Source organism: Pseudomonas sp. NPDC077408 (assembly GCF_050269105.1).
In the GTDB taxonomy this organism is placed as follows: Bacteria; Pseudomonadota; Gammaproteobacteria; order Pseudomonadales; family Pseudomonadaceae; genus Stutzerimonas.
Genome location: NZ_JBNNHS010000011.1, coordinates 99,069 through 112,482, shown reverse-complemented (window position 1 = coordinate 112,482; position 13,414 = coordinate 99,069). Strand labels below are relative to the sequence as shown.

15 protein-coding genes are annotated in these 13,414 nt (G+C 63.0%); 8 read left to right on the top strand and 7 right to left on the bottom strand.

The window, feature by feature from the left end; translation table 11 throughout:
- Positions 1-54: 54 nt before the first annotated feature.
- From norR to ubiT, 5 genes are all read left to right on the top strand, one after another.
- Complete coding sequence (gene norR, locus ACQKEK_RS20770) at positions 55-1,584, top strand: nitric oxide reductase transcriptional regulator NorR (RefSeq protein ID WP_499143512.1); 1,530 nt, start codon at positions 55-57, stop codon at positions 1,582-1,584.
- Between the two features lie 106 nt (positions 1,585-1,690).
- Complete coding sequence (locus tag ACQKEK_RS20765; RefSeq protein WP_045430036.1) at positions 1,691-1,900, top strand: hypothetical protein; 210 nt, start codon at positions 1,691-1,693, stop codon at positions 1,898-1,900.
- A 291-nt stretch (positions 1,901-2,191) separates the two neighbouring features.
- The gene (ubiU, locus tag ACQKEK_RS20760; RefSeq protein WP_045430034.1) at positions 2,192-3,187 is read left to right on the top strand and encodes a ubiquinone anaerobic biosynthesis protein UbiU; all 996 of its coding nucleotides are present in this window, start codon (positions 2,192-2,194) and stop codon (positions 3,185-3,187) included.
- 22 nt (positions 3,188-3,209) lie between these two features.
- On the top strand, positions 3,210-4,100 hold the full coding sequence (locus tag ACQKEK_RS20755) for a U32 family peptidase (protein WP_127838501.1): 891 nt from the start codon (positions 3,210-3,212) through the stop codon (positions 4,098-4,100).
- On the top strand, positions 4,094-4,588 hold the full coding sequence (gene ubiT / locus ACQKEK_RS20750) for a ubiquinone anaerobic biosynthesis accessory factor UbiT (RefSeq protein ID WP_499143485.1): 495 nt from the start codon (positions 4,094-4,096) through the stop codon (positions 4,586-4,588). The genes ACQKEK_RS20755 and ubiT overlap by 7 nt, the downstream gene beginning before the upstream one ends.
- A 238-nt stretch (positions 4,589-4,826) precedes the next feature.
- Here the strand turns inward: ubiT and ACQKEK_RS20745 are convergent, their stop codons facing one another.
- Positions 4,827-5,222: a putative zinc-binding protein gene (locus ACQKEK_RS20745; RefSeq protein WP_499143487.1), complete on the bottom strand. Its 396-nt coding sequence runs from the start codon at positions 5,220-5,222 to the stop codon at positions 4,827-4,829.
- Between the two features lie 97 nt (positions 5,223-5,319).
- Positions 5,320-5,997: a Crp/Fnr family transcriptional regulator gene (locus tag ACQKEK_RS20740; RefSeq protein WP_499143488.1), complete on the bottom strand. Its 678-nt coding sequence runs from the start codon at positions 5,995-5,997 to the stop codon at positions 5,320-5,322.
- A gap of 236 nt (positions 5,998-6,233) precedes the next feature.
- Between ACQKEK_RS20740 and ACQKEK_RS20735 the strand changes: the two genes are divergently transcribed.
- The 3 genes from ACQKEK_RS20735 (at position 6,234) to ACQKEK_RS20725 (ending at position 9,194) form a co-directional block, all read left to right on the top strand.
- Entirely contained in the window at positions 6,234-8,240 is a 2,007-nt protein-coding gene (locus ACQKEK_RS20735) for a ribonucleoside triphosphate reductase (RefSeq protein ID WP_499143489.1), read from the top strand.
- Positions 8,241-8,331: 91 nt separating this feature from the next.
- On the top strand, positions 8,332-8,496 hold the full coding sequence (nrdD, locus tag ACQKEK_RS20730) for an anaerobic ribonucleoside-triphosphate reductase (protein WP_045430017.1): 165 nt from the start codon (positions 8,332-8,334) through the stop codon (positions 8,494-8,496).
- 2 nt (positions 8,497-8,498) lie between these two features.
- Positions 8,499-9,194 carry an anaerobic ribonucleoside-triphosphate reductase activating protein gene (locus tag ACQKEK_RS20725; protein WP_499143491.1) on the top strand — a complete coding sequence of 232 codons (696 nt, stop codon included), beginning with the start codon at positions 8,499-8,501 and terminating at the stop codon, positions 9,192-9,194.
- Positions 9,195-9,417: 223 nt separating this feature from the next.
- Here ACQKEK_RS20725 and ACQKEK_RS20720 read toward each other — a convergent pair whose 3' ends face one another.
- The 5 genes from ACQKEK_RS20720 to ACQKEK_RS20700 form a co-directional block, all read right to left on the bottom strand.
- The gene (locus ACQKEK_RS20720; protein WP_128121577.1) at positions 9,418-9,876 is read right to left on the bottom strand and encodes a GNAT family N-acetyltransferase; all 459 of its coding nucleotides are present in this window, start codon (positions 9,874-9,876) and stop codon (positions 9,418-9,420) included.
- Positions 9,877-10,229: 353 nt separating this feature from the next.
- Complete coding sequence (locus tag ACQKEK_RS20715; protein ID WP_499143493.1) at positions 10,230-11,606, bottom strand: 4Fe-4S binding protein; 1,377 nt, start codon at positions 11,604-11,606, stop codon at positions 10,230-10,232.
- Entirely contained in the window at positions 11,603-12,460 is an 858-nt protein-coding gene (locus ACQKEK_RS20710) for an FTR1 family iron permease (RefSeq protein ID WP_499143495.1), read from the bottom strand. Before ACQKEK_RS20710 ends, ACQKEK_RS20715 begins: the two co-directional genes overlap by 4 nt.
- A gap of 21 nt (positions 12,461-12,481) precedes the next feature.
- Positions 12,482-12,814, bottom strand: a complete 333-nt coding sequence (locus ACQKEK_RS20705) for a cupredoxin domain-containing protein (protein ID WP_045430005.1) — start codon at positions 12,812-12,814, stop codon at positions 12,482-12,484.
- A gap of 13 nt (positions 12,815-12,827) precedes the next feature.
- Positions 12,828-13,361, bottom strand: coding sequence for an iron transporter (locus ACQKEK_RS20700; protein WP_046164086.1), 534 nt, complete (start codon positions 13,359-13,361; stop codon positions 12,828-12,830).
- Positions 13,362-13,414 lie beyond the last annotated feature (53 nt).

Here is a 13,414-nt window from a genome sequence, read left to right as displayed (position 1 = left end):
TGAAATGTACCTGGGCGGTATAGGGTTTAAAAAACCTTAGGGGTAGTAATGACCATGATGGAAGAAGCACTGCTGGCTGACCTTGTCACCGAACTGCCCAATGCGGTTCGCCTGCAACGCCTGGTGCACACGCTGCATCAGCGGTTTCGCTGTGGTGCGGTGGTGCTGCTACGTCTCGACGAGGACACCCTGCGCCCTCTGGCTGCGGTGGGGCTGGTGCAGGAGGCCCTTGGCCGGCGCTTCGTGGTGGCTCAGCATCCGCGGCTGGCCGCCATCCTCTCGCAGCGTGAACCCACCTGGTTCGAGCCCGACAGCCGTTTGTCAGACCCCTACGACGGGCTGCTCGATGCGCATGTGGGCGAGCCCCTGCCAGTGCACGATTGCATGGGCGTGAGTCTGTTCGTGGAGGGCAAGCTGTGGGGCGCGCTGACACTCGATGCGCTGCATGCCGGCACCTTCGATGACGAGGCGCGGCGTGATCTGCAGCGTTACACGCTGGTGATCGAGGCAGCCATCCGCATCACCCGGTTGGAACACGAAAATCGCGGCCTGCGGCTGGCCCGTAGCGACGTGCTGGAAACCACCCCGGTGCCGGGCGACGGCGAGATCCTTGGGCAAAGCGTTGTGATCCGCGAGCTGTTGCGTGAGCTGGAAGTGGTTGCCGACTCGGAACTGCCAGTGCTGCTGCTGGGCGAAACCGGCGTGGGCAAGGAGTTGTTCGCGCGCTGGCTGCATCGACATTCGCGGCGCCGCAACAAGCCGTTGGTGCTGGTCAATTGCGCCGCGTTGCCCGAATCGCTGGCCGAGAGCGAGCTGTTCGGGCACGTCAAGGGGGCCTTTTCCGGCGCTACCACGGACCGTCCCGGACGTTTCGATGCAGCCAACGGCGGCACGCTGCTATTGGACGAGGTAGGCGAGCTGCCGCTGGTGGTGCAGGCCAAGCTGCTGCGCACCTTGCAGAATGGGGAGATCCAGCGCCTCGGGGCCGACAAGCCGCGTCAGGTGGACGTACGCATCATCGCGGCGACCAACCGCAACCTGCGCGAAAGTGTACGAGACGGACATTTCCGCGCGGATCTCTATCACCGCCTTTCGGTCTATCCGGCGCCGATCCCGCCTTTACGCGAGCGTGGCAACGATGTCCTGATTCTGGCCGGCTACTTTCTCGAGCTGAACCGCGCCCGGCTGGGCTTGCGCAGCATGCGGCTGTCGCCGGCCGCCGAGCGGGCATTGCTCGGCTACGCCTGGCCGGGCAACGTCCGCGAGCTTGAGCATGTGATCAGCCGAGCGGCGCTGCGGTTGCTCAGCCGTGGCGCCTCGCGCAGCGAAATCCTCACGCTCGAGCCGGAGCTGCTGGATCTGGACAGCGAACACGTCGGCGCCTTCGCTCCGGCTGCTGAGGTCGAACCCCTGGCGACGGAGGCTGAGATCGTCTCGTTGCGCGAAACCGTCTATGGCGCCCAGCGCCAGGCAATCATCCGGGCGCTGGAGGCCTGCGGCGAAAACTGGGCGCAGGCGGCGCGATTACTGGATGTCGACTCAAGCAACCTGCACAAGCTGGCGCGGCGCCTGAGGTTGAAATGAACGCGCGCTGGGACGGGATACAGGTGGGTCCTGTTCCGCCAGTCGGCGTGAGTCGTCTTTGTCGGATGGCGGTCTAAGCTTTCACCATCACGACGAGGAGATTTCCATGGCTTTGGACCATGACCAGTTCAACCAGCTGCTGAGCGAGGCCCAGGCGCACGCCGACCGAGCAGCCAGCGAGAACAATCCGCAGCATTATCAGCAGGCGTTCGAGTCGAGCCTCAAAGCGATGCGTCTGCTCGCCGAAGAGTCCGGAAACTGGCGGGACGCCGTTGTTCGCGCGACTGAGGAATATCAGGGCGACGAAGGGATATAACGCAGCATCAAGTCGGACGGGCATCGCAATGATTGCGCCGTCCTGATTGTCAGGCCAGCGCCCTTTAGGAGCGAGCTTGCTCGCGAGCCTGGGCTCGAAGGGCCCAGCTTGGTGTTGCTTCAGTGGCTGGTTTTGTTCTCTTGGCTTCGTTGCCCTGCCAGCTTCGTCCCCTTGACGCTTATCAATGCCTCTCGTCGGAGGCCTACCTAGACTGCCGACTTTCCGTCCGTCCCGGACGGGCACCGTTGCCGTTGGCAGGGTGCGCATGATTCCGCATGTCTAGGAGTTGCCATGCACTTGGTCTGTCCAGCAGGTAGCCTGCCCGCGCTCAAGGCTGCCGTTCAGCAGGGTGCCGACGCCATCTACGTCGGTTTTCGTGACGACACCAATGCCCGCCATTTCGCCGGCCTCAACATGGATGCGAAGCAGCTCGACAAGGGACTGCAGCTGATCCGCGAGAAGCGCCGCCAGCTCTACATCGCCGTCAATACATATGCCCAGCCACAAGGCTGGTCCCGTTGGCAGCGTGCGGTGGACCAGGCCGCTGACCTGGGCGTGGACGCACTGATCGCCGCCGATCCGGGCGTGCTCGGCTATGCCGCCAAACGCCACCCGCAGCTCAATCTGCATCTGTCGGTGCAGGGCTCGGCGACCAATGCCGCCGCGCTGGATTTCTATCAACAACGCTACAACATCAAGCGCGCGGTGCTGCCGCGGGTGCTGTCGCTCAAGCAGGTCAAGCAGGTTGCCGCCAGCAGTCCGGTGCCGATCGAAGTGTTTGCCTTCGGCAGCCTATGCATCATGGCCGAGGGCCGTTGCCACCTGTCTTCTTATCTCACCGGCGAATCACCCAATCTCTGTGGCGTCTGCTCGCCAGCCAAGGCGGTGCGCTGGAGCGAGGAGCCGGAGGGGCTGACCTCGCGGCTGAATAACGTGCTCATCGACCGTTACGCCGAAGGCGAGTCAGCCGGCTATCCGACGCTGTGCAAGGGCCGCTTCATGGTCAATGGCGAACGCTTCCACGCACTGGAAGAGCCCACCAGCCTGAATACCTTGGACCTGATTCCTGAGCTCGCCAACATCGGTGTCACGGCAATGAAGATCGAGGGGCGGCAGCGCAGTCCTGCTTATGTCGAGCAGGTCACCCGCGTCTGGCGCTCGGCGCTGGACGCCTATCTGCAGGCGCCGCAGCGTTATGCCGTGCAGCCAGGCTGGCGCGCAGTGCTCGATGGCTTGTCGGAGGGCTCGCAAACGACCCTCGGCGCTTACCACCGGGCGTGGCAGTGAATCTCTTCAGCAAGGAGCAGTTATGAAACTCAGCTTAGGCCCCGTGCTGTTCTATTGGGATCGCCAGCAGACGCTGGACTTCTATGCCGACATGGCAGACATGCCGCTCGATGTGATCTATCTCGGGGAAACCGTCTGCTCCAAGCGCCGCGACATGGGACTGGACGACTGGATTGGTCTGGCGCGTGAGCTGAAACAGCAATCAGCAGCGCAGCTGGTGCTGTCCGGCCTTGCGTTGGTCGAGGCGGCTTCGGAGCTGTCCAGCCTGCGTCGGCTCTGTGAAAACGGCGAGCTGATGGTCGAGGCCAATGACATGGGTGCGGTGCAGTACCTGTCCGAGAAGGGCGTGCCGTTCGTGGGCGGCCCGGCGCTCAACCTCTACAACGGCCATGCACTGGCCGAACTGGTCAGCAGCGGCATGCAGCGCTGGGTGCCGCCAGTGGAGATTTCCGGGGCGATGATCCGCGACGCGCGTGCGCAGCTGTCCCAGCTCGGTGTTGCCGTGCCGGAAATCGAGATCTTCGCCTACGGCCACCTTCCGCTGGCGTACTCGGCGCGTTGTTTCACCGCCCGCGCGGAAAATCGGCCGAAGGATGATTGCCAGTTCTGCTGTCAGAACTACCCAGAAGGCATCCCGCTGTTGAGCCAGGAAGGCGAGGCGCTGTTCACCATCAATGGCATCCAGACCCTGTCGGCCTCGGTCAGCAATCTGTTGGCGGACTATCCGGCGCTGGTCGAGAGCGGTGCCGAGCTGCTGCGGCTGAGCCCGCGCGCATCGGGCATGATCGAGGTCGTTCAGGCATTTGATGCGGTGCGCAAAGGTGGCCTGCCACCGCTCGCCGTCGACGGCTGCAACGGTTACTGGCATGGCCAGCCTGGCATGCTGCGCGCCGAGGAGGCCGGACTATGCTGAACCCTCGTGCACATTTATTGAAACTGGGCGAGCACCTGTTGCCGCTGGCCGCGCGAACCCCATTCGCGCTGCAACGTATCGCCTTGGAGCGCAGCCTGAATCAGCTCTTCGCTGAGCCATTGGCTGATGATGCCTTCGAGGCCTTGGAAGGCCGCTGGATGCGCCTGGAAGTCGCCGACCTCAAGCTGGCCTGGTGCCTGAGCTGCGACCGGCAGAAGTTGCGCATCGCCGAGCAGGCGCCGGTCCAGGTCACCATCCGTGGCAACTGGCGTGAGTTCCTGTTGCTCGCCAGTCGTCAGGAAGACCCGGATACGCTGTTCTTTCGTCGCCGGTTGGTGATCGAAGGCGACACCGAACTCGGCCTGGCAATCAAGAACCTGATCGACAGCCTGGACCCGGACCTGCTGCCGCCGTGGCTGTGGAAAGTGCTGCAAGGCGCTGGCGAGGAAGTGGCGCAGGCCGGCCGTGCGCAGCCAGCGAATGCTTGAGCGAGCGCTTGAATGGTTACGCTGCTGCCGGCAATGGCGATGCCGTTCACTTAAGCAATTCGCCCCGCGTGACGCCCGCGCCGAGCTGCTTCTGTAGGAGGCGCGCCCCGCGGCGAAAGCGAATCGGCTCCATCCCAAAAGCAAAGCTTCGCCCCGAGGGCGGGCCTCCTACGGAACCAGCCGGTGCACCATGGCTGCGAGAGGTACGCCTTTGCGGCTTTGCTCACGCACCGCACGTTTACACCGAGTGCAGCCGGTGCCGCGGTTTCATTCGGTCGCTGGCAATGATGTTGCGCATGTCCTCGAACAGCGCATCGGCTTCGGCTTCGGAGCAATCTTCACGGTAGCGCTTGCGCAGTCCGTAACTGCTGAGGGTGATATGGACGTTGGCGACAACGCCGTGTTGCGCCAGGCAGGCACGTGCGCAATGCAGCGGGCAGCCGTCGATAGCCAGGATCGCTCGGCCAGAGTTGGCCTTATTGACCAGCGAACTGACCCGGCCGCCGACACCGGCAATGCAGGACATTTCGGCCAGACCGGCACGGTCCAGGCGCACCGCAAGGGTATTGGCCAGTTGCGCCACGTTGGAGCAACCCGAGCAGGCATAGACGAGTGGCAGGCGGGGTGCGGGCATGCGGTTCTCCCGATTCGAAAGGGCCCGCGAAAGTATCCGGGCCAATGCAGCGGTGGCCCATGACGATCGTCAAGAAGCTGGGGCAATCCGTCGCAGTTCAGTCCTGATAGGCGGCCAGGCCCCGGCTGTCGAGTATCTCGATGCGCCGGCGCTGCACGCTGATCATTCCTGACTCGATCAGCCGGTGCAGGATGCGTGAAAAGGTTTCCGGCTGAATGCCCAGCTTGGAGGCGATCAGACGCTTGGGCACATCGAGGGTCACCACGCCGCTGTCGTCCTCTTGCGACTGATAGAGAAAGCGCACCACGCGATGACTGGCGTTGGCCAGCGTCAGGGTGTCGATTTCGTTCAGACGCTGATGCAGCCGAATGCTCAGGGTGCCGAGTATGTCCAGGCAGATGCTCGGATGTTGCTCGAGCATGCGCCGGTAGTGCGGGCCGTTGAGGCTGGCGAGGAGGCTGGCCTTCAGTGCCGTGGCACTGACCGGATAGTTCGGCGCACCAGTGAACAGCAAGGCTTCGGCAAACGACTCACCAGCGCGGATGACCTCGACCAGTTTTTCTTGGCCGTCACAAACTACGCGGTGCAGTTTCACCTGACCGCTGAACAGAAAATAGAACCGCTCCGCCTTGTCGCCCTGATGAAACAGCGAGGCACCGGCGGGCAGCCGCTTGAGGTTGGCCAAGGCGCACACTTCCTGTAGCGCGGCTTCGGGCAACCGGCTGAACAGGTGGTGTCGGCGGAGGTCCGCAACGAGGGATGTTTCGGTCAGCATGGTTCCTCCACCGGCACCTGTCCGGGATTGTTCGACGTTGCATCCTAGGAGCACGCATCGCCCACCTTCCTTGATCGCAGACAAGATCGTCGGCCGCGGTTGCCTCGGAGTCATTTTAAAAATACGGCCAAGGTGAATTGACGATGGTCAATTCGCTCATCGTCGCAATTGCCTACATTTCACACCATCTAGTGTTTAAAGAAGTTTTTGTAACTACATATGGTGATGGAGGCGTGATGCTGGGGCTTGAAGAAGTGAATCGACCGGTCTCGCTGCGCAAGCGAGATGGGAGGCTGGTCGCGTTCGAACTGGACAAGATCGGCGCTGCAATCGAGGCCGCAGGCCTGGCTACCGGTGAGTTCGAACAAGCCACTGCCCAGGCGCTGGCTGCTCAGGTCCTGGTGCGCCTGCCGCAGCGGGTGGTGGAGGTCGAGCAGGCACAGGATGCGGTTGAGCGCGTTTTGATGGAGGCTGGTTACTACGACACGGCGCGCGCCTACATCGTCTACCGCGAGCGACATGGTCGGCTGCGGCGTGATCGCAAGTCACTGGTCGATGTCGCCTCGTCGATGAACGAATACCTCTCGCGCGAAGACTGGCGGGTACGCGCCAACGCCAACCAGGGCTATTCGCTGGGCGGGCTGATTCTCAACGTGTCGGGCAAGGTCACTGCGAATTATTGGTTGGACGAGGTCTACAGCCCGGAAATCGGCATCGCCCATCGCGAGGGCGATCTGCACATCCATGACCTGGACATGCTCGCCGGCTATTGCGCGGGCTGGTCGCTGCGCACCTTGCTCAACGAAGGCTTCAACGGCATACCCGGACGCGTTGAGGCGGGACCGCCGAAGCACCTGTCCAGTGCGCTGGGGCAGATGGTCAACTTCCTCGGTACCCTGCAGAACGAGTGGGCCGGTGCCCAGGCGTTCAGTAGCTTCGATACCTACCTGGCGCCGTTCGTGCGCAAGGACGGCCTGGGATTCGCCGAAATCCGTCAGGCCATCCAAGAGTTCATCTACAACCTCAATGTGCCGTCGCGCTGGGGCACCCAGACGCCCTTTACCAACCTGACGTTCGACTGGGTCTGCCCCGAAGACCTGCGCGAGCAGATTCCCTACATCGGCGGTGAGGAGATGCCTTTCGCCTACGGTGAGCTACAGGCCGAGATGGAGTTGATCAACCGCGCCTATATCGAGGTCATGCAGGCCGGCGACGGGCTGGGCCGGGTATTCACCTTTCCGATCCCCACCTACAACATCACCCACGATTTCCCCTGGGACAGCGAAAACGCCGACCGCCTCTTCGAGATGACCGCGCGTTACGGCCTGCCGTACTTCCAGAACTTCCTCAATTCGGATATGCAGCCCAATCAGGTGCGCTCGATGTGCTGCCGCTTGCAGCTGGACGTGCGCGAATTGCTCAAGCGCGGTGGTGGGTTGTTCGGTTCGGCCGAGCAGACCGGCTCGCTCGGCGTGGTGACGGTCAACTGCGCACGCCTGGGCTACCTGCATTCAGGCGACTGGCCCGGGCTGATCGAGCATCTCGATGCGCTGCTTGAACTGGCCATGCAGAGCCTGGAGGTCAAGCGCAAGGTGATCCAGCACCACATGGATGCCGGGCTCTATCCTTACACCAAGCGTTACCTGGGCACGCTGCGCAATCACTTCTCCACCATTGGCGTGAACGGGCTGCACGAGATGGTGCGCAACTACACCGAGGATACCGAGGGCTTGCACACCGAAGCTGGCCGGCGTCTGGCCGTCGACCTGCTCGACCATGTTCGAGCCGTGCTGGTGCGTTTTCAGGAGGAAACCGGCCACCTTTACAACCTCGAAGCGACGCCCGCCGAAGGCACCACCTACCGATTCGCCAAGGAAGACCGCAAGCGCTTCCCGGAAATTCTACAAGCGGGCTCTGCCGAAGCGCCGTATTACACCAACTCTTCGCAGCTTCCGGTGGGCTTCACCGACGACCCGTTCGAAGCCCTGATGCTGCAGGACGAGCTGCAGACCAAATACACCGGCGGCACCGTTTTGCACCTGTACATGGCCGAGCAGATCTCCTCGACACAGGCCTGCAAGAACCTGGTGCGCACCGCGCTGGGACGCTTCCGCCTGCCTTACCTGACCATCACCCCAACGTTCTCGATCTGCCCCGTTCACGGCTACCTGAGCGGTGAACACGAGTTCTGCCCCAAGTGCGACGAGGTGCTGGCCGCCAAGCAGCAAAGCTGCTGCGCCTGATCTGGTTCCGTAGGAGCCAGCTTGCTGGCGATCATCTATCAGCGCGCCAACTGGCGCATCGGTCGAAAACCCAACCCTGAAGGAGCGACACATGACCCAAACCACTCAACTCCCCGAAGCCCAACGTCAGCGCTGCGAAGTCTGGACCCGCGTGATGGGCTATCACCGTCCGGTCGCGGCGTTCAACCCGGGCAAACAATCCGAGCACCGGGAACGCACCCATTTCACCGAGCAGGCCGCCGGTTTGGCGCGTTAGTCATGGGCGCCGCGCTACGGGTCGGGGGCATGGTGCCCCTGACCACCCTCGACTTTCCCAATCATCTGGCCTGCGTTCTGTTCTGCCAGGGCTGTGGCTGGCGTTGCCGCTATTGCCACAACCCGGAGCTGATCCCAACTCAGGGTGCGCAAGAGCGCAGCTGGCAGGAAATTCTCGACTTTCTCGATCAGCGTGTCGGCTTGCTCGAAGCGGTGGTGTTCAGCGGCGGCGAGCCGACTCTGCAACTGGCGCTGCCGGACGCCATTGCCCAGGTGCGCGAGAAAGGCTTCAAGATCGGACTGCACAGCGCCGGTATCAAACCGAAACTGTTCCGCCAGGTACTGCCGCTGGTGGACTGGGTGGGGTTCGACGTCAAGGCGTTGCCCGAACATGGCCGGCTGATTACCGGGGTCGAAGGCAGCGGCGCTGCCAATTGGAAAAGCCTGGAAGCGCTGATTGCGAGCGGGGTAGACCATGAGTGCCGCACCACGGTCCATTGGCAGCTGTTCGATGCTGAACGCCTGTGGGACATGGCCCAGCGCCTGCGCAAACTCGGTGTCGAGCGGTTCGCTGTGCAATGCGTGCGCACGGCGAAAATGCTCGACGACGGCCTCGCCGATAGCCGTGCACCCTACGATCAGCAAAAACTCTGGGACCGGATGGGGAGGCTGTTTCCGTCGTTCATACTGCGAGGGTAAGGGGAGGAGGCCGTCGATGCGGCGTGCGGTGGGCTAAAGCCCACCCTACGGGCGGTACATAGCGGTAGGGTGGGCTTCAGCCCACCGTCTGCGTAAACGATCCACGGCCTCTCGGCGCCGTAAGGGCCGATAACCTTCAGCCTTCACGCCTATCGCTCTGGCAGGAGCCGGCGTCGGTATCCAGCGGCCAGACGATGCTGCCCCGAGCGGCTGTTCCGCGCGGTTATCCGAGATCCCGGCGCATGCCAATGTGCGGGATCCCGTCCTCGAGGTACACCGCGCCCACCGGTTCGAAACCGTACCGGCCGTAATAGCCTTGCAGGTGGGCCTGGGCGGACAAGTAGATCGTGCGCCCCGGCCACTTTTCCCCGGCATGGTCGAGTGCCTGCACCATTAATTTATGTCCAATGCCCTGGCCGCGAGCCGAAGGCGCAGTAACGACGCGGCCGATGATTACCTCGCCGCCTTGCTTAATCGGGTCGAGCAGGCGCAGGTAGGCGACCAATTGCTCCTCTAGCCAGGCCATCAGGTGGCAGGTATCGCCCAGCAGGTCCTGGCCGTCCACATCCAGGTACACGCATTGTTGCTCGACCACGAAAACCTCAGCGCGCAGGCGCAGAATTGCGTAGAGCTGCTGCGGGCTGAGTTCGGTGTGGTGTTTGCAGATCCAGTTGATAGACATAACGCCGGCTCGCTGAGAAAAACCTGCAGCGAATACTAAAGGTATTGCGCGCCCAAACGCTGTCGATGATTCCTCTTCGGGGCAGTCGGCGCCCTCCGACTATTTCGGTGCTGGCGCGCTCCTGCAGAAGCGGGCTTGCTCGCGAAGCGCGAGATCAGAGTCAGCCTTGGCGCAGTAGCGACACCCGTTAACCTGTGCGCTGGTCCAGCGACGTGGCGGTGGGCTGAAGCCCACCCTACGGTCGAATACCTAACAGTAGAGTGGGCCGACGAGGTTCCGCCGCAGCCTATCCACCGGCACGAGTGATTCAGCCAGGTAGGGTGGGCTTCAGCCCACCGTTCTGACTGTACGAATCAGCTCCAACCCCAGAATTGCAGATACCAGCCGTAACCAACCACAGCGGTCGCCAGCCCCAGGCAACCGTATGCCGCCATCCGCCGCAATCCATTGGCGCCGTGGCGGCTGATCACGCGCCAGGCCAGGTAGAGACTCCAGCCGACGGCACCGGCCAGCAGCAGCGCGCGGGTCGGCTGCGCCCAGGCAAGGATGAAACCCTCGTAGCGCAGCAGTTTGATGGTGGTGGCTGAAAGACCGAGAAAAAGTCCGGCGCCGCCCAGCGGCGTCAGTGTCAGCGCCAGGTGATGAAACACGTTGTCGCCGCGGCTCATCAGCCTCACCGCACCTTGCAACAGCAGCCACAGCGCACCGCCGATCAGCAGTGAGCTAGCGCCGATGTAGGTGAGAATCGCCGCACCGTCGAGCCAGGTGAACGCATCGTTGTTCTGCGGATAATGCGTCAGCAGCCACCACGGCGCGTTGGCCTCCAGCGGCCAAAAGATGTCGCGATCGACCAGCCACTCGGCTGCGCTCTGCTTGAGGGTGATGAACCAGGGGCTGACCGTCCACTGAAAGGCGCCCATGGCCAGCCCGATCATGCCAAACAGCAGCAGCGTGCTGTCCCAATGACCTTGTTGCGGCTGGTTGCCGACAATGAGGATTTCCTGATTCGGCGAGCGGGCGGTGAGGGCGACGGCGCCTCGCTGGCTGCTGCAACGCCCACAGGCGTGGCACTCGCTGTTGCCTTGCATGCGGCGGATGTCGATCAGCGGGGCGCAGTTGGGCGTGGCCAGCTTAGGGCCCTGGTTGGCCTGCCACAGCTCCTCGTCGACTTTGTAGTGCATCGGCGCCAGCCGGGCGAGCAGGCCGAACACGCCGCTCACCGGGCACAGGTGCCGGCACCAGACGCGCTTACCACGGCCATAGAGGAAGCCAACGATCATCGCGGCCACCGTCGAGCCGCCAAGGATCAGCGCGGCGGCGCGGCCATAGTCATAAACGCTGATCAGCTGGCCATAGACGGTGGTCAGCACGAACGCGATGGTCGGCCAGCCGCTCCAGCGAATCCACTGCGGGGTGCGCTTGTTCAGCCCGCGCCAACTGATCCATTCACTGAGCGAGCCTTCCGGACAGAGCACACCGCACCAGAGCCGGCCGAACAGCACCATCGACAGCAGCACGAACGGCCACCACAGCCCCCAGAACAGGAACTGGGCGAACACCGTGATGTTGTCCAGCATCCTCGCTTCTGAGGGCGGCAGCGAAAGCACTGCAGGAATCAGCAGCAGGACCAGATAGAAGCCGACCACCAGCCACTGGATCAGGCGGATGGTGGCGGCGTGCTGACGCAGCAGGTCGCCAATGCGCGCCAGCCAGGGGGCGTTGGTGATCATGCCGTGCGAGCCTCCAGACGAGCCTCCGGTTTCGGTCGCAGCCAGGCCCAGACGGCCAGCCAGTACAGCGCCATGACGATCACCGCGGCCAGCGAAGGCATGGCGCGGTAGCCGGTCAGCCCGGCAAGGGTGCTACCCAGGGTGCCGCCGTCATCGAGCAGGCCCGAGGTGTCCCAGATCGGGTCACCGAAAAAGGTGTAAAGCACTTCAGGCACGTCCATGCCCATCAGCTGGCCGCTGAAGCGGTCGAGACCAGCCATCAGCAGGGCCGCGCCGAGCAACAGCAGCAGCGCCTCGCTGACTTGAAAGAAACGCTTCCAGGAGAACAGCCGGCTGCCAGCCTGCAGCGCCGCGTAGCTCAGCAGCGCGAGCGCAAAGCCAAGCACACCGCCGATGACGAAACCGGTCAGGTCCGAACCGTCCTGCTGATGGCCGATGCCATACAGAAACACCACCGTTTCGCTGCCCTCACGCGCGACAGCGAGCATCGCCAATACCAGCAAGCCGATGCCGCTGCCCTGGCTGAGGTGCGCGGCGGCGCTGTCGACCAGATTGCGTTTGAGGTCGCGCCCATGGTGGTGCATCCAGCCGACCATCTGCAGGATCAACAGTGCGGCAGCCAGCAGCATGGCGCACTGGAACCACTCGCCGGCGGGACCGGCCAGCCAGTCGCCGGCGCTGAGAATGCCCCAGCCCAGCAACGAAGCCAAACCGAGGCCGGCAACAACGCCGCCCCAGAGCATGCGCAGCGCATGACGGTTGCCTGGCTGCTGGCTCAACCAGGCGTGCAGAATGCCGATGACCAGCAACGCCTCGACGCTTTCACGCCAGACGATGAACATTGATTGGCCCATGTCGCTTCTCCTGTGAAGAGACTACTTGGCGATGATTTCGCCTTCCGGGAGGTCCATGTGGAACTCATCGAAGAAGGGGTAGCGGCCGGGTTTTAGCGGATGAATCACGACAAACGAGGTGACACCGGGCGAGAGCACCTTTTCCACCCGCAGGGGTGTGCTCTCGAATTCGGTCGGCCCCTTGCCGGCATTGATCACGACGATCTTGAAGCGCTGGCGAGCCGGCACTTCGATGGTTGCCGGCTCGAAATGGCCGTCGCGGATGGTCAGCTCATAGGTCGGCAGACCGGCCTGGGCGCCGCCGGCAAAGCCGGCCGCGAGCAGGGCGAGGGCTGGAAGCAGGATGCGTTGCATGCTGACCTCCGGCTCAGTAGCCGCCTTTCTTGCCGATGCCGGCGTAGGTGAACTCGTAGTTCAGCGTGCACTGTTCGAACCAGGGTGCGACGCCGGTTTCCTTGTCAACGTGACGGCCAAACATGGCGTGCTTGCCGTCCGGCGGCGAGACGGTGAAGGTCAGCTGGTACTTGCCTGGGCCCATCAGCTTGACGTTATCGCCATAGTGCGGGCCGTCGTTGGCCACCATCGGGTGAAAGTCGCCTTCGATTTTTTCGTCCGAGCCTTTCTTGCTCAGCGAGTAACGAATGTTGAGATAGGACACGAAGCTACCTTCCTGCCAGCCGTTGCGGTTGCCTTCGGTGGCGGCGATGTCGGCTTCCAGATGCACATCAGATTTGGCGGCGTCGAGCATCATGCCGGCAGGCTCCATTTCGACCGGCTGCAGGTAAACGGCACCGACCTCCATACCGCCGCATTGTTGCGGTTCACCGATGGGGTATTCCTTGGCTTGGGCGAGGGGAGTGAGCAGCAACGACGCGATGGCGAGGGTAGCGGGAATGCGCATGAAGCCTCCGAAGAGATGGGATGGTTGACGCAGAAAGGTTCGCACCTGTGATG